Here is an 18,504-nt window from a genome sequence, read left to right on the forward strand (position 1 = left end):
ACGATCCGCCGCAATTTTCCATAATCTCTGTCTGGCAAGGATTTCGCATGATCGCGGAATCCGGCAGCCAACAGGCGGACACTGGCGACGACGTCGATGCGGTGCTCCCGCCGCTGGTGCCCGAGCCGGAATTCTCCAGGCGCGAAAGCCTGCCCTTTCTGACATTCGTCGCCATCGTGGTGGTGGCCGGGCTGGCGCATCTGACCGGGGCACCAATCTTCATTAGCGTCGCATTGCTGGCAACCGGTCTTGCCGGTCTTGCCCTGCATCTGCGCGCCAGGCGGAGCGAACATCGCACCTCTGCCCTTCTTGACGAAACCACTGCCCGCAGCCGCGCCGAGATCGAGACGCTGGCCGACCGCATGTGGGAGATGCAGGAGAGCGATGAGCGCTTTCGCGGCCTGATCGACGCGCTTGGCGATCTCGTCATCCATCGCGACCGCGATGGCTACATCGTCTATGCCAACAAGGTCTTCGCCGATCTCGTCGAGATCGACCAGCGCGACCTTGCCGGCAAGACCCTGGCAGAACTGGGCATCGAGGTCGGCATGGTTCCCGATGCCGCCTTTTCCGACCATGAGTGCCTGAGTTCCACCGATGTCTCTATCAGCACGCCGAGCGGGCAGCGCTGGTTCTCCTGGATCGAACTGTCGGTGCGCGACAAGGACAGCGGCGCGGTTTCGCACCGCGCCATCGCCCGCGACATCACCGCCCGCAAACGCGCCGAATCCTCGCTGATCACCGCACGCGAACGGGCCGAATATGCCAGCCAGGCCAAATCGCGCTTCCTCGCCACCGTCAGCCATGAAATCCGCACCCCGATGAACGGCATCATGGGGATGGCCAGGTTGCTCGCCGACACCAGCCTGTCGCCGGAGCAGCAAACCTATGTCGGCGCGGTCTCGACCTCGGCCAGCGCATTGCTTGCCCTGATCGAGGATCTTCTCGACTATTCCAAGATCGAAGCCGGGCGTTTCGACCCTGAGCCGCAGCCGATGTCGGTGCGCGAGATCGCCGACAACATCATCGAATTGCTGGCAGCGCGGGCTTTCGCCAAGGATATCGGGCTGGGTTGCCATGTCGAACCCGACGTGCCGCAATTGATCACCGCCGATCCGGGCAAGGTGAGGCAGGTGCTTCTCAACCTCATCGGCAACGCCATCAAGTTCACCGACAGCGGCGGCGTGCTGGTGAGCATAGCACGCGCACGCACCGAAACCAGCGACCGCATATGCTTCACCATCGCCGATACCGGTCCGGGCCTGCGTGATGCCGACCTGGAGCGCATTTTCGAGGAGTTCGAGCAGGCCGACGGCACGTCGACACGCACACATGGCGGGGCCGGCCTCGGCCTTGCCATCTCCAGACGCCTGGTGGCCGCCATGGGCGGCACGATCTCGGTATCCAGCCGGCTCGGCCAGGGATCCGAGTTCGTCTTCGAAATCCCTGCGATAGCGGCCACCGAAGCGCCGCAGGGCCACCAGAATGCTCTCTCGGGCAGACGCGCGGTGATCCTGTCGAAGAACGCCGTCGAGGCCGACGCCATCGCCCGCACCATCCGCGCCAATGGCGGCGCGGTCGACATCGCCACCACTGCCGCACAGGCCGCGCCTTTCGCCGCCGGCTGCGATGCGATCCTGGTCGATGCAGCGATGGAAGAAGGCGACGGAAGGCTGCTCAAGCGCCTGCGCCAAAGCGGTTTCTCCGACTGTGAGGCGATCACGCTGATCGCGCCGACCGATCGCGGCATGCTTGGCGAGTTCCGAGCCAGCGGCTACGCAACCTTCCTGGCCAGACCGGTGCGTGGCGGAACACTTCTGCGTGTGCTGTTGAGCAGCCATGCTTCGAGCCTCGGCCCGCCGCAGCCGGAAAGGCGCGGCGCGCCGACGCTGCGCGCCGTCGGCAACCGCCAGCGCGGCCTGTCGGTGCTGATCGCCGAGGACAATGACATCAACGCCATGCTGGCCCGCGCCACGCTGCTGAAGGCCGGGCATCGCGTCAAGGTGGTCGGCAACGGCAAGGCCGCCGTCGAGGCTGTCACCGGCGCCGCGCACAAGGACCGCTTCGACGTGGTCTTGATGGATCTGCACATGCCGGTCATGGACGGGCTGGACGCGATTGCCGCCATCCGCCGCCATGAGGAAGAAAGTGCAGTGCGGCCGGTGCCGATCATGGTGCTGTCGGCCGACAGCCAGGAAAAGACCCGTCATGCGGTGTTGGCCCATGGCGCCAGCGGCTTTGTCACCAAGCCGCTCGACCCCGAGGCGCTGGTCAATGCTGTCGAGGGGCAGGTCGTCGCGGCCTGAGCTTTCCACCGTCATTCGGCACGGGCGATCACTTAAACGTAGCCGGTTGATCGTATTCGCCAGCCGACGAAGTATTGCCCATGACGTCGTATCACGGTACTGTCACAATCCTGTTGCACCTACACCGTATCCCCGTGCCAAGAGGGATGGCTCGAAGGAGAATCACTCGTGCATACAGTTATGCCGGAATGTGACACTCGGCCGAACGCCAGCAGCGCCTTGCTTGCCGGACGTAACGTCGATTCCGTCATAAAGGGCGCGGCGCTGGGCCGTATAGGCAATCTTGAAGTGCGGCTCGCTCGCAACGAGGCCGAGATCGCGGCCGCGCAGGAAGTGCGCTACCGGGTGTTCTACGACGAACTTGGCGCCAGGAAGGACCTGTTCCAGGCCCATGACCGCCGGGACGCCGATCGGTTCGATCCGCTCTGCGACCATCTGCTGGTTTTGGACACCACGCTTTCCGGTCCCGAACATCGCCGCATCGTCGGCACATATCGGCTGCTGCGGCAAGAAATCGCGGCCACGGCCGGTGGCTTCTATTCCGAAGGTGAATTCGAGCTGACCAAGCTCATCGCCCGCCACCCCGGTCAGCGTTTCCTTGAACTCGGCCGCTCCTGCGTGTTGCCGGAATACCGCTCGAAGCGCACCATCGAGGCGTTGTGGCAAGGCATCTGGGCTTACATCAATCATTACGAAATCGGTGTGATGACCGGCTGCGCGTCCTTTCACGGCACCGTGCCGGCGGCGCATGCCGAGGCGCTCACCTACCTAGCCCACCACTGCCGGACGAACTCGGCCTGGGACGTGCGCGCGGTGTCCGGGCGCTATTGCTCGATGGATCTGATGCCGATCGAGGCCGTCAATGCCAAGGCGGCGATCGCCGCGATGCCGCCTTTGGTCAAGGGCTATCTGCGCGTCGGTGCCCGCATCGGCGATGGTTGCGTCATCGATCGCGAATTCTCGACGGTCGATGTGTTCGTCGTGATGCCGGTCAAGGAGATCGGCGCACGCTACGTCAACTATTATGGCGGCGAAGCCCAGCGCTTCGCGGCGTGAGATTGAGTAGGCAGTAGGCAGTAGGCAGTAGGCAGTAGGCAGTAGTGATGACGCCACGATTGCTCCTGTGACTACTGATTATTCCCTATTCCCTATTCCCTATTCCCTATTCCCTATTCCCTATTCCCTATTCCCCATTCCCTATTCCCTCTCTTCACGGAATATCTTCCGGCCGCCTGCCGGGTCGGCTCTTGTAGGACGGAAACGACCAGCCGAATTTGAGCGCACCACCGCGCACGAGGAACGCTGCCGCAAAACCGGCGAGGTCCGAGGCGAGCGGCGGCAGTCCGGCAAGTTCGCCAAGCGTGTAAAGGCCGGCACCCGCAAGGGCCGCCGTAACGTAGATTTCGGGCCTGAGCAGCACCGATGGCTCGCCGGCGAGGAGATCACGCAGAATGCCGCCGAAAGTGGCGGTGAGCACGCCGGTGATGACGGAGACGACCGGCGAACCGGTAATCGCAAGCCCCTTGGCCGCGCCCATCACCGAAAAAGCGGCGAGCCCGACGGCGTCGAGCCAGAGCAGCCATTTCCAGCGCGATTCGACACGATGCGCGCTGAAGAAGACCAGCACCGCAACCGCGGCGCAGACCAGCACATAGCCGGAGTTGGCGACCCAGAAAACCGGCAGGTTGAGGATAACGTCGCGAAGCGTGCCACCGCCTATCCCGGTGACGCTGGCCAGGAACAGGAAGCCGATAATGTCGAGTTGCTTACGCGAAGCCGCCAGCGCCCCGGTCGCCGCGAAGACGGCGACACCGGCATAGTCAAGAAGCGCGATAGGGTTCATGAGGCCAAGGCAGTAGGGATTAGGGATTAGGCAGTATGAATAGCACGAAGCCGCGCGATTGATACGACTGCCCTAGTTTCCTACTGCCTACTGCCTATCCCCTGCCTCACGCATCTTTCTCAGCCTGTTCGTTCACCGGCCCCGGCTCAACCGGTGCTTCAGCGGCGACGAACTTTGGCCCGCCCTTGGCGACGCCCACCATGGCCGGGCGCAGCACGCGGTCGCCGATCGAATAGCCCGGCTGCACGACCTGGACCACGGTGTTGGCCGGGACATCCGGATTGGGCACTTCGAACATCGCCTGGTGGAAATTGGGATCGAACTTCTCGCCTTCAGGCGCGAGCTTCTTGACCCCATGCCGTTCCAGCGCCGACAGCATGGCGCGCTCGGTGAGGTCGACGCCTTCGATCAGCGCCTTGAAGCCGGCGTCACCCGATGCCTTGGCTTCGGCGGGAATCGCATCCAGCGCGCGGCGCAGATTGTCCGACACCGACAACATGTCGCGGGCGAAATTCGCGACCGCGTAGGTGCGCGCATCGTGCACATCGCGTGCCGTGCGGCGACGCAGGTTTTCCATCTCGGCCGCCACGCGCAGCGCGCGGTCCTTCAGCTCTTCATTTTCCTTCAGCAGCCGCACAAGGGCTTCATAGTCACCGTCGGTGCTGCCTTCGGTGCGCTCGGCTGTGGGCTCGGTCGCCTCGACTTCATCGGGCGCGCGTTCGTCTTTTGCCTGGTCGCTCATCGCCGTTTCCCGTCAATCTCGAATGATGTGGATTTTGTGCCCGATATCGATGTTTGGCGGCCAAAAATCAAGGGGTAAGCGACTATGGAAGCCGCCGGCCAAGGCCGGACAATGACAGGCAAGACATTTCGACTTTAATTCAAATTTTACCTTAACCGCCGGCTTTGCTTGCCACACAGGCATGATGGGGGAACCATTCTCTTGCTGCAGGAGTTTCGAAGCCGAGACAGGATTTTAAGATGATGACCCGCAACATGGGCGAAAAGGCAGAGGGGCTGGCCATCGAGATCAGGCGCCAGTTCGGCGCCGAGGCGGTGACTCGCTTTCTGCGCACCTTGCCGGCCTTCCGCACCGAAGCCGACATCCCCGACCGGCTCAGAGAACTGCTCGACCGCCTCGATGGGGCGGAGCGCGGTGACATCGGCTGGCGCCGGCCGTAACGCAACAATCGATCTTGGCAGCAAACCTCCTATCGGCAATAGCCGGGGAGAGCCGAACCATCTAAGGATAGATGGGTTGGTTCAAATGGAGGACGTAATGCGCAAGGTTTCGATTACCTCATCGCTGATGGCGCTTGTCGGCCTCGGCGCCATAACTTTGGCGGCCTTTCCGGCACAAGCAGACAATCTGCAGCTGCAATTGGGCAAACATGGCCCGCGGCTGAAGCTCATGGAAGATTGCGACCCCGCCTACGACGATTGCGAAGGTCCCCGTCGCGACGATCGGCGCGACCGGCGTCAACGAGGCTGCACGGAAGACCGGGCTCTCGACAAGGCAGAGCGAATGGGCATCCGCCGCGCAAGAATTGAGTCCATCGGCCGCCGGGAGATCACGGTCCGCGGCAGACAGGGTGGCGACCGCGTGCGCGTGACTTTTGGCACCGAGCGCGGCTGTCCTATCCTCGATCGCGAATAGCGGTCGACGTCATCAGCAGGTTGAGCTGGCGGTTGGCTGGCTCGACCGCCAAGCCACGCGACAATTACGCACAGTAATTTTGCGTGATGTTGCCTTGCGGCGGCGAAGCACCGCGCCTATGCTTCCTGATGAACATGATTTCCCCTGAGGCGGTGGCCAACAGCAAGCGCGCCTGGCTGAAGATTCTCGCCCGCTACAAGAAGCCCGACAGGCGGCGCAGCGCCGTCGAACTCGCCATCACCCTCATTCCATTCGCCATACTCTGGGGACTGTCCTCGGCGGCCTATGCCTATGGCCATTGGTGGGGACTGGTCCTCATCCTTCCCGCGGCCGGGTTTCTGGTGCGCATCTTCATGATCCAGCACGACTGCGGCCACGGCTCCTTCTTCGCCAATCGCTACGCCGACGACTGGATTGGCCGCGCGCTCGGCATCCTGACGCTGACGCCCTACGATTGCTGGCGGCGTGCCCACGCGACGCACCACGCCAGCGCCGGCAATCTTGACGAACGCGGCATGGGCGACATCCGGACGCTGACCGTTGCAGAATACCGGCAGATGTCATGGCGAGGCCGCCTCGCCTACCGTCTCTATCGCCACCCGCTGGTGATGTTCGGGCTCGGTCCGATCTGGCTGTTCATCTTCGAGCAAAGGCTTCCCGTCGGCATGATGCGCGGCGGCCTGACCCCTTGGGTGTCGTCGATGACCACCAATCTTGGCATCGCGGTCGCAGCAGCTATCCTCATCTGGTTCGTCGGCCCAGGCGCTTTCCTGGTGGTCCACCTGCCGATCGTCATCCTCGCCGGTTCGGCCGGCATCTGGCTGTTCTACGTCCAGCACCAGTTCGAGGAAACGGAATGGGCGAAGGATGCCGACTGGGAATTCCAGCACGCTGCCCTGCACGGATCGTCCTACTACGATCTACCGCCGGTGCTGAACTGGCTCACCGGCAACATCGGTGTCCATCACGTCCATCATCTCTCCGCCAAGGTGCCGTGCTACCGGTTGCAGGAAGTGCTGCGGGATTATCCCGAGTTGCGCGACATAGGCCGTGTCACGCTGCTCGAAAGCTTGCGCTGCGTCAAATTGGCATTGTGGGACGAAAACCGCCGCAAGCTGGTGTCGTTCCGCGAGGCACGGGCGGCGGCTTAAGCAATTCCAGGAGAAGTTTGAACGGTCTTCCAGGGAAAGCGCGTAACGTTTTCCCTGGGCAATTGCGTCATAACAAAAGGACCGCCGCGCTATGGGCGCCGCGGCCTGGAGCTCCGATCAGGCAGCCCTGATCATGTCGGCGGCCTTTTCGGCGATCATGATGGTTGGGGCATTGGTGTTGCCACCAATCAGTGTCGGCATCACCGAGGCGTCGACGACACGCAAGGCTTCAAGCCCGCGCACCTTGAGTTGCGGATCGACCACCGCCATCTCGTCGACCCCCATCCGACAGGAGCCGACCGGGTGATAGACCGTGTCTGCGCGGGTACGGATATGGGTCATCAGATCGGCATCGCTCGGCTCGCCGGCGATGTGCATTTCCTTGTGCCGGTAGCGCGTCAGCGCCGGCGAAGCCAGCACCTGCCGGGTGATCCTCACGCCTTTCAGCAGCAGTTCCGCATCGCGCTGGTCGCCGAGAAAGCGCGGATCGATGCGTGGCGCGGCAAGTGGATCGGCGCTGGCCAGCCCAACCTCGCCACGTGAGTGCGGCCGCAATATGCAGACATGACAGGAAAAACCGAAGCCGTAGTGCAGCGTGCGCGCATGGTTTTCGACCAGGCCGATGACGAATTGCAGCTGCAGGTCAGGGCGTTCAAGCGCCGGGTCGGATTTGACGAAAGCGCCGCTCTCGGCCGCCGGCGAGGCGATCAGCCCGGTTCCATCCCGGCGCCACTGCGCGATGTGCCTGAGGAAACTCAACGCGCCGCGCGGGCTCATGCCAAGCATATCGGTATCCTTCGATTTCCAGCCGACGATGAAATCGAGGTGATCCTGCAGGTTCTTGCCGACGCCCGGCAATTCGTGGACGACGGGAATGCCATGCACGGCAAGTTCGGCCGCCGGGCCGATACCAGACAACAACAGAAGCTGCGGCGAACCGAAGGCACCGCCACAGAGGATCACCTCGCGCGACGCCTGTGCCACTGTCTCGCCTTTGCGTGTCCGGTAGCGGATGCCGGTGGCGCGCTTGCCGTCAAGGACGATGCCTGTGGCGTGCGCCCGCGTGACCACGGTCAGATTGGTCCGCTGCATCACCGGATGGAGATAGGCGGCGGCAGTCGAACAGCGCTCGCCATTACGGGCGCCACCGGCAAACTGGGTCACCTGGAAATAGCCGGCGCCCTCTTGTTCCGGTCCGTTGAAATCGTCCGAGGCGCGAATCTGGTTTTCGGCACAAGCCTCTATGAAGGCCTTGGCGATCGGCCTCGGCGAGCGCTGGTTCGACACTTTCAGCGGGCCGTCCCCGCCATGCAACGCATCAGTGCCGCGCTCATTGCCCTCGGCGCGCCGGAAATAGGGCAGCACCTCATCCCACGACCAGCCCTCGCAGCCTAGATTTGCCCATTCGTCATAGTCGCTGCGATGGCCCCTGACATAGAGCATTGCATTGATTGCGCTGGAGCCGCCCAGCGCCTTGCCGCGCGGCTGGTAGCCCTTGCGGCCGCCAAGACCTTGCTGCGGCACGGTCTCGAAGGCCCAGTTGTTGATTCTGGGCCGGCCGGAAAGCATGCTGATAATGCCAGCAGGAGCGCGGATCAGCATATCCCTGCCCTCGCCGCCAGCTTCGATCAGGCAGACCGTTTTCGATGGATCTTCCGAAAGCCGCGCGGCAAGCGCACAGCCGGCGGACCCACCGCCGGCTATGACATAGTCGTAACGCATGAAGACCCCTCCCCGATCGTCCACGGATTTCCATCCGGATGATCAAGAAAAGGCCTGAACACGACTGATGTAAAGACGCGCGGAATTACCGCAACGTCAGCTGCTGCGAACGCGCCGCCAGGAGTATTTCGGGCCTTTTGGTTCCGGCACGGCGGCTGGCTGGTAGTAGAGCCCCAATCCGCCGGTACGGTCCTCCTCCAGGCGCTTCAACAGCACCGGATTGGAAATCTCGAACTCGTCGAAGCCCAGCCGCAGCATATGCGGCAGCTGGTCCACCAGCACCTGGCCCGTGGCGCGAACGGCACCTTCGAAATGGTAGCGGCCGCGCAGCAGTTCTCCCTTGGAGAACGAGCGGCCGTCGCTGAAGGCCGGGAAGGCCAATGCCACCAGCGACAGCTGGTCGAGCAGGTCGGCAATCTTCTCGAGCTGATCACCCGGCTGCAGCACGACGCCGAGCCGTTCCTTGGCCGAGCGGCGCACCTCCGGATCCAGATCGAGGAAGACTTGCAACGGCAGGATGAAGCGGCCGTTGCCGGACAGCGCATCGGCGCTTTCGGCATGCGTCCACTCATCCTCGTGAAAACCCGCAGGGGTCCAGAGCCGGGTCTCCGGTGTCGTCGGTCCAGTCATAAAGATTCCTAAAGCCCCAAGATCCAGGTCCGCTGAAAGTCCATCCCACGCAAAGCCGGCGGCCTCCGGATGAAGGTCGCCGTTCGCAGGCCGGCTGAATTTCAGCATACCCTATAGTGATGCGTCGGTCAGCGACTTCTCCAGCCCCGACAGGTGAATGCCGCACTCGGTCTTGGCATGACCGGCCCAGCGGCCGCTGCGCGCGTCCTCGCCCGGCTGCACCGGCTGCGTGCACGGGAAGCAGCCGATCGACAGATAGCCATAGGCGACCAGTGGATTTTCGCGCAGCGCATGCGCGCGCATGTAGTCGGCCTGGTCCGATGTCGTCCAATGCGCCAGCGGATTGATGCGGATGCGCGGACCGACCGCCTCGAACACCGGCAGCGCCGCCCGCGTCGCGGCCTGAAAACGCTTGCGGCCGGTGAGCCAGGCACGAAATGGCGCGACACCGCGCGCCAGCGGCTCCACCTTGCGCACGTCGCAGCAGGCGTCGGTGTTGCTCTGATGCAGATTGCCCGTCGGATCGATCCGTTCGAGTGCTGCTTCCTCGGGTTTGATCACCCTTATGTTGGTCAGCCCGAAATCGGCGGCGAGCGCGTCGCGATAGCCGAGCGTCTCCTCGAAATGCTTGCCGGTGTCGAGGAAGATGACCGGCAGTGTCCGGTCGATCTTGGCGATCATGTGCAGCAGCACAGCCGAATCCGCGCCGAACGACGACACCGCGGCGATCTCGTCGAGGAACAGTTCGCGGGCCGAGCGTTCGATGATCTCGAGCGGCTTCAGATGACCGTAGAGCGCATCGAGCCCCGCCGCTTTGGCGGCGATGCCGTCATCGACGTCTCCAATACGGTCAAGCGGCCTTGGCTTCGCCAGCATAGAGCGCCTCCTTGAACGGCGCGGGACCGACTCGGCGGTAGGCGTCGATGAATCTCTCTTGTGGGTCGAGCCGAAGGCCGAGATAGGTCTCGACGATCTGTTCGATGGCGTCGGTGATCTCTTCCGACGAGAAGCCGCGGCCGATGATCTCGCCGACCGAGGTGTTCTCGTCTGCCGAGCCGCCCAGCGTCACCTGATAGAGTTCGGAGCCCTTCTTCTCGACGCCGAGGATGCCGATGTGGCCGACATGGTGATGACCGCAGGCGTTGATGCAGCCGGAGATCTTCAGCTTCAGTTCGCCGATCTCGCGCTGCCGCTCCAGCGAGGCGAAGCGTTGCGAGATTTCCTGCGCGATCGGGATCGAGCGCGCCGTGGCCAGCGCGCAATAATCGAGACCCGGGCAAGCGATGATGTCCGATATCAGGTTGGAATTGGCCGTCGCCAGGCCGATGCCGACCAGCGCATCATAGACCGCCTTGAGGTCGGCGCGGGCCACATGCGGCAGGATCAGGTTCTGCTCATGGCTGACACGCAGCTCGTCAAAGCCATACTTCTCGGCGATGTCGGCGATCGCTTCCATCTGGCTGTCCGAAGCGTCGCCGGGCACCTCGCCGATGCCCTTCAGCGAGATCGTCACCGCCGCATAGTCGGGATGGCGGTGCGTCACGACGTTCTGGTCGAGCCACTCCGAGAACCCCTTGGAATCGAGCCGCGCCAGCTTGACCGCCTGGTCGCCTTCCGGCCGCCCAGCGAGCACCGGTGGCGCGAAATAGGCCTCGATGGCGCGGATGTCGGCTTCCGGCAGCTTCAACTCGGCGTCCTTCAACTCCTGCCACTCGGCCTCGACCTGGCGGGTGATCTCCTTGACGCCGGTCTCATGGACGAGGATCTTGATGCGCGCCTTGTATTTGTTGTCGCGGCGGCCATAGAGGTTGTAAACGCGCAGGATCGCCGTGCAGTAAGACAAAAGATCGGCTTCCGGCAGGAAGTCGCGGATTTTCCGGGCAACCATTGGCGTGCGACCCTGGCCGCCGCCGATATAGACGGCAAAACCGAGTTCGCCGGCGGCGTTCTTCTTCAGGTGCAGGCCGATGTCGTGGGTCTGAATGGCGGCGCGGTCGCGCTCGGCACCCGTCACCGCGATCTTGAATTTGCGCGGCAGGAACGAGAATTCCGGATGCACCGACGACCACTGGCGCAGGATTTCCGCGTAGGGACGCGGATCGGCGACTTCGTCGGCGGCAGCGCCAGCGAAGTGGTCTGCGGTGACGTTGCGGATGCAATTGCCGCTGGTCTGGATGGCATGCATCTCAACGCTCGCGAGATCCGCCAGGATCGCCGGAATGTCCGACAGCGCCGGCCAGTTGAACTGGATGTTCTGGCGCGTGGTGAAATGGCCATAGCCCTTATCGTATTTGCGGGCGATGTGGCCAAGCATGCGCAACTGCTTGCCGTTCAGCGTGCCGTAAGGCACCGCGATGCGCAGCATGTAGGCGTGCAGTTGGAGATAGACGCCGTTCATCAGCCTCAATGGCCGGAACTGGTCCTCGGTGATCTCGCCGGCAAGACGACGCTGCACCTGGTCGCTGAACTCCGCGACGCGGGCCTGGACAAAATCGTGGTCGAACTCATCGTAACGGTACATGCTTGGTCTTTCAGGGCGCGTCCGCCCATGCCTGGTGTCTTGGTTATGCTGCCCGCGCAGCCTGCTTGCCGAGATCGTTGCGGATTGTCGGGCCGGCGGCGCGGATCTTCTCGCGCAGCCGCACCGGTTGGACGACGCCGTTGACGACTTCAGCGTCGATCAAATTGACGTCGACCACTTCGTTGGCGGCATAGGCCTTGGCGCCGATCGCCTCGAGCCTGTCCTCGGCTGCCTTGTCATGGGCGAGGTCGGCATGGTCCACCGTCTCGGCCCAGCCGCCATCGGCGTACCAGACGGCAATACCGTCGGTGAGGCGGTTGGCGGTCAGTATCTTCATTGCTGAACTCCTTCGGCGACCGAACTGGACGCGCCTTCATGCCTGTGTGCCGCCAGCGGCTCGGACCGTTCAAAGTTGGCGCCGGCGACCGCATCGCCGATGATGGTCATGACCGGGCCGGAAAGATCGGCGCGCGTTTCCAGCGACGGCAGGTCGGCAAGCGTGCCGTGGAAGCGACGCCGGTTGGCGAGGCTGGCATTCTCGACCACGGCCACCGCCGTATCTGGCGACAGACCGGCCTCGATCAGCCGTCCGGCAACCTCGGCGGCCACCGAGCGGCCCATATAAACGGCGACGGTGGCGCCGGAAATGGCGAGCTTGGCCCAGTCGGGCAGCGAATTGCCCTTGAGGTCGTGGCCGGTGGTGAACACCATCGACGAGGAGACACCGCGCAAGGTCAGCGGCAGTTCGAAATCGGCGGCGGCAGCAAAGGCCGCGGTGACACCCGGAACCACCTCATAGGCGATGCCGGCATCGCGAAGTGCCGCCATCTCTTCGCCCGCCCGGCCGAACACCAGCGGATCGCCTGACTTCAGCCGCACGACACGCTTGCCTTCACGGCCAAGCTCGACCAGCAGCGCATTGATCTCAGCCTGGCTCTTGGTGTGGCAGCCCTTACGCTTTCCGACCGGCAGGCGCTCGGCATCGCGGCGACCCATGGCAACGACCGCCTCCGGCACCAGCGCGTCATGGACGATGACATCGGCTTCCATCAGCAGACGATGGGCCCGCAAGGTCAGTAGATCCTCGGCGCCCGGACCGGCGCCAACCAGCGCGATGTGACCGCAAGCGGGCGTGTTCGACAGCAGAATATCGACGGCAGCATCATGCGCCTGCGAAAGCTGACCGATTTCAGCCGCGCGTGCAGGAGCACCAGTGAAGAAATCATTCCAGAAGCGGCGCCGGGCATTGCCTCTCGGCAGCAGCTTCTCGGCAGCCCCGCGAAACGAAGCGGCAAGCGTTGCCAGCGGCCCGAGCGACGGCGACAGCATACGGTCGATGCGGCCGCGCAGCATTTGCGCAAGCACCGGCCCGGCGCCTTCGGTGCCGATGGCGATGGCGACTGGCGCGCGGTTGACCAGCGCCGGGGTGAAGAAATCGCAAAGCTCAGGCCGATCGACGGCATTGACCGGAATGCTTAGGCGGCGCGCATCCGCAGCCACCCGGCGGTCGAGTTCCTCGTCGCCGCTGGCGGCAAACACCATGATCGCGCCTTCGAGCTGCGATGCGTCGTAAGCGGCGGCAAAATGGCTCGCGCCGGCCTGGGCGACGAAGGCGAGCAGGTCAGGCTCGGCGTGTTCCGCGATAATCCGCAGGACCGCACTCGACTGTCCGATCAGCCGCGCCTTGGCCAGCGCCTCTTCGCCGCCGCCAACGATGGCCACAGCTTCGCCCTCGACCCGCATGAACACGGGGAAGGCATTGAGCTTGGGAGCAGTGTGCGACATGGACGCGAGCGGAATCCTGAATGAGCTTGCAGTTCTACGCGCGGGCGCGAGAAACCAGAAGGAACGCACTCGCGCATCCCTTATCGGGATGCAATTGCTTTTCTGAAAGCATCCCGGCCAAGAGAAAAATATTTCTCGTTTACAGATGGAGCGGATTCAAGCTGCTGTCGCAGGCCTTGTTTTCCGGGTCTTTTAGCGCCCGGGGAGAAAAGCCGCAAAACCGTTTTTTCTAAATTCTACCAAATTAGTAGATTAAAGCCGCGAACTCTGGATAGCCAGAATGTCCAACGCCGACGCGGCTGCCGACTGGAACATTAGTGGCTCGGGGCGCGTTCTCAAAAGGCCTGTCATATCGGATCGAAACCCCGGCTGCGGAACGCCACGAAAGGCCACCACGCGGCTGAAAAGGAGCCTGTCACATGAACACAATCATACTCAAGCACGGTATCTGGGTCATGGTGGCCGATGGCGAGAAGGCGCTTTTCCTCCGAAACGCCGGCGACAACAAATATCCGAATCTCGAGGTGGTGCAGGAAATGCAGCAGGACAACCCGCCCACCCGCGAGCAAGGCAGTGACAGCCCGGGCCGATACAATGATGGTCCCTCCGTACACCGCAGCGCAGTCGAGGATACGGATTGGCACCGCATCGGCAAGGAGCGTTTCGCCGATGAAATCGCCGCCCGGCTCTACAAGCTCGCGCATGACGGCGAATTCAGCGAGATCGTGCTGGTCGCACCGCCGGTGGTGCTTGGGACAATGCGCAAAAAGCTGCACAAGGAGGTCGGGGACAAGGTGACCGCCGAAATTCCCAAGACATTGACCAACCATGCCATACCGGAAATCGAGGCCTTGCTGCAGGCAGCCTGATCATTGTCGATCGGCCCTGACCGATCGAGACGAATAGCACCGCACAAATTCCGATTTGACCGGCAGCTTTCTCAGCTGCCGGTCAAATATTTGCGGCAGCGCCGTCGATTTCATGGCTTTGCGGGTTGCATCGCCAACATACCATCCACCATATTGCAAACAGGCGGCGGCTTTGGGCGGCGCTCATCCAACATCGCTGTTTTTGAAAGGCGCTCCATAGACAATGCCGCATGACACGCCCCTTATCGCCACCATCGTCGCCGGTCTGGGGCTGGCTTTCGTCTTCGGGGCTCTCGCCAACCGCTTCCGCATTCCGCCGCTGGTCGGCTATCTCGTAGCCGGCGTGCTGGTCGGGCCGAACACGCCTGGCTTCGTCGCCGATGCCGGCCTTGCCAACGAACTGGCCGAAATCGGCGTCATCCTCCTGATGTTCGGCGTCGGGCTGCACTTCTCGCTCAAGGATCTGCTGTCGGTGCGTGCCATCGCCGTGCCGGGCGCCATCGTCCAGATCGGCTTTGCCACCGCACTTGGCGCCGGTCTTGCCTGGATGCTTGGCTGGTCGATGGGCGCGGGGCTGGTGTTCGGCCTGGCGCTGTCGGTGGCCTCGACCGTGGTGCTGCTGCGTGCCCTGCAGGAACGGCGGATGATCGAGACCGAGCGCGGCCGCATCGCCGTCGGCTGGCTGATCGTCGAGGATCTGGCCATGGTGCTGGCGCTGGTGCTGCTGCCGGCGCTCGCCGGCGTGCTCGGCGGTCAGGAGCAGGCTGACGCCCATGCCAGCGGCCTGCTGTCGCTGCCGGCCAGCTACGGCATCTGGGGCGTCGTCGGCATCACGCTGGCCAAGGTCGCCGCTTTTGTGATCGTCATGCTGGTGGTCGGCCGCCGGGTCATTCCCTGGATCCTGCACTATGTCGCCCATACCGGCTCGCGCGAACTGTTCCGGCTGGCGGTGCTCGCCATCGCGCTCGGCGTCGCCTTCGGTGCGGCAAAACTATTCGGTGTCTCGCTGGCGCTGGGCGCCTTCTTCGCCGGCATGATCATGAGCGAGTCCGAGCTCAGCCACCGCGCGGCGGAAGAATCGCTGCCGCTGCGCGATGCGTTCTCCGTGCTGTTCTTCGTCTCGGTCGGCATGCTGTTCGACCCGTTCAGCCTGATCAGCAATGGCTGGCCGATCCTGGCGACGCTCGCCATCATCGTCATCGGCAAATCACTGGCCGCGTTCGCCATCGTCGTTGCCTTCGGCTATCCCATCGCCACGGCGCTGATAATTTCGGCAAGCCTTGCCCAGATCGGCGAGTTCTCCTTCATCCTGGCTGAACTCGGCGTCGGGCTGAAGCTGCTGCCGGAACAGGGCCGCGACCTCATTCTGGCCGGTGCGATCCTGTCGATTGTCCTCAATCCGCTGATGTTCCTGGCCATCGACTGGATGAAGCCGTGGCTGGAACGGCGCGCCGCCAGGACGGCACCGGTTGAGGCAAAACCGGTTGGTCCGGCGACGGAGCCGGGCCAGGTAGCCTCTGTCGCGGCAACGACGAAAAAGGAGGACGGCCCGCCTCCAAAGACGGCACTCACCGGCCATGCCATCCTGATCGGCTACGGCCGTGTCGGTGGCCTGGTCGGCTCGGCGCTGAAAGACGCGGCAATGCCCTTCCTGGTCATCGAGGACGCCGACAAGACGCTGGCGAAATTGAAAGCGGACAGCATCGAGACCGTCGCCGGCAATGCGGCCAATGCCGAAGTGTTCGCCGCCGCCAATCCCGAAGGCGCCAGCCGGCTGATCCTTGCCATCCCCAATGCCTTCGAAGCCGGCCAGATCGTGCTCCGAGCCCGCACCGCCAACCCTGGCATCAACGTCATCGCTCGTGCCCATTCCGACGCCGAGGTCGAACATCTCAAGGGTTTAGGCGCCGATACGGTGATCATGGGTGAACGCGAGATTGCGCGCGGGATTGTGGAAGAAGTTCTCGGTCCCAAACCGGAGTTGAGGCGCGAAACCGCCGAGCCATCGGTGGCCTGAGTTCCAAAGCCCAGGCTGCACTCTCGCACGCTGGCACCGTGATCGGCTCGACCACCCTTTCAAGCGAGCATCACGCCACGAATGCAGAGCCGCCATTTTGCGCGATACCACTGAGGTATTTGGCCGGCGGCTTCCCAAGCGCCTTCTTGAACATGGTGATGAAGGCCGTAACGGAACCATAGCCGAGATCGCCCGAGACCTGCTGGACACTCTTGCCGGAAGCCAGTTCCCGAATTGCAACGATCAAGTGCAATTGCTGGCGCCAGCGCCCGAAACTCAGCCCTGTCTCCTTTGTCACAAGGCGGGCGAGGCTGCTTTCGCTGAGCGCGACGCGATTGGCCCATTCCGCCAGTGTGCTGCGGTCGGCGGGGTCCTGCGCCAACGCTTCGGCGATCCTGTTCAAGCGCGGCTCGGATGAGATCGGCAGGTGCAATTGCTGGACAGGCATGCGTGGCAACTCGGTGAGCAGTATCTTGGTCAAGAGCTCGCCCCTCGCCTCGTCGTCCTGCAGCCGATCGGAAAGCTCGATGATCAATTCGCGCAGCAGTGGCGAGATCGAAAGTGTGCAGCACCGCTCCGGCAGGTCGGCGGCGCCCGGCTCTATGTAGACGAAAAAAATCCGGGCGTTGGCGGTTGCGACATTGCTGTGCTCCATGCCGCCGGGGATCCACACCCCGCAATGCGGCGGCACCATCCATAGACCGCTTGGAACGCGGCATGTGACGCCGCCGCCGAGCGCGAAGACGAGCTGGCCTTTGCGGTGCCGATGGGCGGGGACTTCCGCTCGGGTGTCGGGGATGTCGACGCGCACGGCAATCGCCAGCGCGGCTGGGTCATCCACATCGAGATCGAGCCAGGGGTAGCTGAGGGGCTGTCTCATGATTGACTGTTATTAGCGATGAAACGCCACGATAGCTAAATTCTTTAACCGCGAAAGTCGATAGGCTTCGGTTCGCGCAGGGTTGATCTCGTGACGCTGCGCGCCCCCGGCGGTATGGCCCGCTACCTACGTGGGTACTCAGCTTGCAGTGCTTTCCAACGCAAGCTGGCACCGACAAGCCAGCAACAAGGTACGCCCATGCTTGCCCTGGTCATCTCTCCAGAAAACGCGACCGGGTTGAGGCTCGCCGACGTCGCCGAGCCTCAACCGGCCTCGAATGAAGCACTTGTCTCGGTCCACGCGACTTCGTTGAATCGCGGCGAACTGCGCCTGCTTGCCATACGCCCCAAGGGTTGGATACCCGGCCAGGACATTGCGGGGATTGTCGAACGAAGAGCAGCCGATGGTTCCGGGCCAACCGTCGGCGCCCGGGTTGTCGCGTTGGTCGACGAGGCTGGTTGGACCGAACGCATCGCAGTCCCAACCGACCGTCTCGCCGTCCTGCCGGATGACGTCAGCTTCGTTTCCGCAGCTACGCTTCCGGTCGCCGGTACGACGGCGCTGAGGACTCTACGCCATGGCGGGGACCTCGCCGGCCAGCAGGTCTTGATCACCGGCGCAAGCGGTGCGGTCGGTCGTTTCCAGATCCAGCTCGCCCGCCATCAGGGCGGATTCGTGACCGCTGTCGCCGCCGCCCGGCACGCCGAGGATCTCCGCGGCCTTGGAGCCGAGCAGGTTGTCGAAGCGATCGATCTGGCCGAGGGACCGTTCTCGCTGATCACGGAGTCGGTGGGCGGCAAAAGCCTCGCTCACGCGATCGAGCGCGTCGCCCCTGGCGGGACCATCGTCATGTTCGGTTCGAGCAGCGGCGAACTGACGCCCATTGGATTTCGCCAGTTCGTTCCGAATCACGAAGGGGCGAGGCTTCAGACTTTCGCGTACTACACGTCTGGTCCAGGCATTGGCGAGGACATCGCCTCGCTGCTCGCTCTGGTCGCAGCCGGCCGGCTCGAAACGCGCGTGGCCTTGACCGTGCCGTGGACAGACATCGCCCAAGCGCTGAACGCACTGCGACAGCGCAGCTTCAGCGGCAAAGCCGTTCTCACAATAACCGGATGAGCAC

At 63.4% G+C, this 18,504-nt stretch carries 17 protein-coding genes; 8 read left to right on the top strand and 9 right to left on the bottom strand.

All coding sequences use genetic code 11. From position 1 onward, the window contains the following. Positions 1–47: 47 nt before the first annotated feature. Entirely contained in the window at positions 48–2,306 is a 2,259-nt protein-coding gene (locus NKI69_RS18890) for a response regulator (protein ID WP_352722329.1), read from the top strand. Between the two features lie 180 nt (positions 2,307–2,486). Continuing rightward, complete coding sequence (gene olsB / locus NKI69_RS18895; protein WP_023812526.1) at positions 2,487–3,362, top strand: l-ornithine N(alpha)-acyltransferase; 876 nt, start codon at positions 2,487–2,489, stop codon at positions 3,360–3,362. 154 nt (positions 3,363–3,516) lie between these two features. On the opposite strand, the gene NKI69_RS18900 is transcribed toward olsB, so the two are convergent. Continuing rightward, positions 3,517–4,149, bottom strand: coding sequence for a trimeric intracellular cation channel family protein (locus tag NKI69_RS18900; protein WP_352440853.1), 633 nt, complete (start codon positions 4,147–4,149; stop codon positions 3,517–3,519). Positions 4,150–4,255: 106 nt separating this feature from the next. Next, positions 4,256–4,891, bottom strand: coding sequence for a nucleotide exchange factor GrpE (grpE, locus tag NKI69_RS18905; RefSeq protein ID WP_127296395.1), 636 nt, complete (start codon positions 4,889–4,891; stop codon positions 4,256–4,258). 239 nt (positions 4,892–5,130) lie between these two features. On the opposite strand from grpE, the gene NKI69_RS18910 reads away from it, so the two are divergent. The 3 genes from NKI69_RS18910 (at position 5,131) to NKI69_RS18920 (ending at position 6,957) form a co-directional block, all read left to right on the top strand. Then, on the top strand, positions 5,131–5,331 hold the full coding sequence (locus NKI69_RS18910; protein ID WP_023812523.1) for a hypothetical protein: 201 nt from the start codon (positions 5,131–5,133) through the stop codon (positions 5,329–5,331). Positions 5,332–5,428: 97 nt separating this feature from the next. Continuing rightward, a complete protein-coding gene (locus NKI69_RS18915; protein ID WP_023812522.1) occupies positions 5,429–5,806 on the top strand; it encodes a hypothetical protein in 378 nt (125 codons plus the stop codon). A gap of 128 nt (positions 5,807–5,934) precedes the next feature. Continuing rightward, complete coding sequence (locus NKI69_RS18920; protein ID WP_023812521.1) at positions 5,935–6,957, top strand: fatty acid desaturase; 1,023 nt, start codon at positions 5,935–5,937, stop codon at positions 6,955–6,957. A gap of 117 nt (positions 6,958–7,074) precedes the next feature. Here the strand turns inward: NKI69_RS18920 and NKI69_RS18925 are convergent, their stop codons facing one another. The 6 genes from NKI69_RS18925 to cysG all read right to left on the bottom strand — a co-directional run bounded on the left by NKI69_RS18925 (position 7,075) and on the right by cysG (position 13,615). Continuing rightward, positions 7,075–8,679: a GMC family oxidoreductase gene (locus NKI69_RS18925; RefSeq protein ID WP_352554969.1), complete on the bottom strand. Its 1,605-nt coding sequence runs from the start codon at positions 8,677–8,679 to the stop codon at positions 7,075–7,077. A 96-nt stretch (positions 8,680–8,775) separates the two neighbouring features. Further along, a complete protein-coding gene (locus NKI69_RS18930) occupies positions 8,776–9,309 on the bottom strand; it encodes a DUF934 domain-containing protein (protein WP_352722330.1) in 534 nt (177 codons plus the stop codon). Between the two features lie 111 nt (positions 9,310–9,420). Beyond that, on the bottom strand, positions 9,421–10,185 hold the full coding sequence (locus NKI69_RS18935) for a phosphoadenylyl-sulfate reductase (protein ID WP_023812518.1): 765 nt from the start codon (positions 10,183–10,185) through the stop codon (positions 9,421–9,423). Then, positions 10,160–11,830 (bottom strand): nitrite/sulfite reductase, encoded by a 1,671-nt coding sequence (locus tag NKI69_RS18940; RefSeq protein WP_352722331.1) that lies wholly within the window; start codon positions 11,828–11,830, stop codon positions 10,160–10,162. The genes NKI69_RS18935 and NKI69_RS18940 overlap by 26 nt, the downstream gene beginning before the upstream one ends. A gap of 43 nt (positions 11,831–11,873) precedes the next feature. After that, entirely contained in the window at positions 11,874–12,167 is a 294-nt protein-coding gene (locus tag NKI69_RS18945; RefSeq protein ID WP_027037731.1) for a DUF2849 domain-containing protein, read from the bottom strand. Then, on the bottom strand, positions 12,164–13,615 hold the full coding sequence (cysG, locus tag NKI69_RS18950; RefSeq protein ID WP_352610166.1) for a siroheme synthase CysG: 1,452 nt from the start codon (positions 13,613–13,615) through the stop codon (positions 12,164–12,166). The genes NKI69_RS18945 and cysG overlap by 4 nt, the downstream gene beginning before the upstream one ends. A 419-nt stretch (positions 13,616–14,034) precedes the next feature. Between cysG and NKI69_RS18955 the strand changes: the two genes are divergently transcribed. Further along, positions 14,035–14,484: a baeRF12 domain-containing protein gene (locus tag NKI69_RS18955; protein ID WP_023812513.1), complete on the top strand. Its 450-nt coding sequence runs from the start codon at positions 14,035–14,037 to the stop codon at positions 14,482–14,484. A gap of 223 nt (positions 14,485–14,707) precedes the next feature. Continuing rightward, entirely contained in the window at positions 14,708–16,501 is a 1,794-nt protein-coding gene (ybaL, locus tag NKI69_RS18960) for a YbaL family putative K(+) efflux transporter (protein WP_128303224.1), read from the top strand. A 70-nt stretch (positions 16,502–16,571) separates the two neighbouring features. Here the strand turns inward: ybaL and NKI69_RS18965 are convergent, their stop codons facing one another. Continuing rightward, a complete protein-coding gene (locus NKI69_RS18965; protein WP_023812512.1) occupies positions 16,572–17,381 on the bottom strand; it encodes an AraC family transcriptional regulator in 810 nt (269 codons plus the stop codon). A gap of 198 nt (positions 17,382–17,579) precedes the next feature. On the opposite strand from NKI69_RS18965, the gene NKI69_RS18970 reads away from it, so the two are divergent. Beyond that, positions 17,580–18,500 carry a zinc-binding dehydrogenase gene (locus NKI69_RS18970; RefSeq protein WP_023812511.1) on the top strand — a complete coding sequence of 307 codons (921 nt, stop codon included), beginning with the start codon at positions 17,580–17,582 and terminating at the stop codon, positions 18,498–18,500. Positions 18,501–18,504 lie beyond the last annotated feature (4 nt).

This window comes from Mesorhizobium sp. M0491 (assembly GCF_040321265.1).
Classification (GTDB): domain Bacteria; phylum Pseudomonadota; class Alphaproteobacteria; order Rhizobiales; family Rhizobiaceae; genus Mesorhizobium.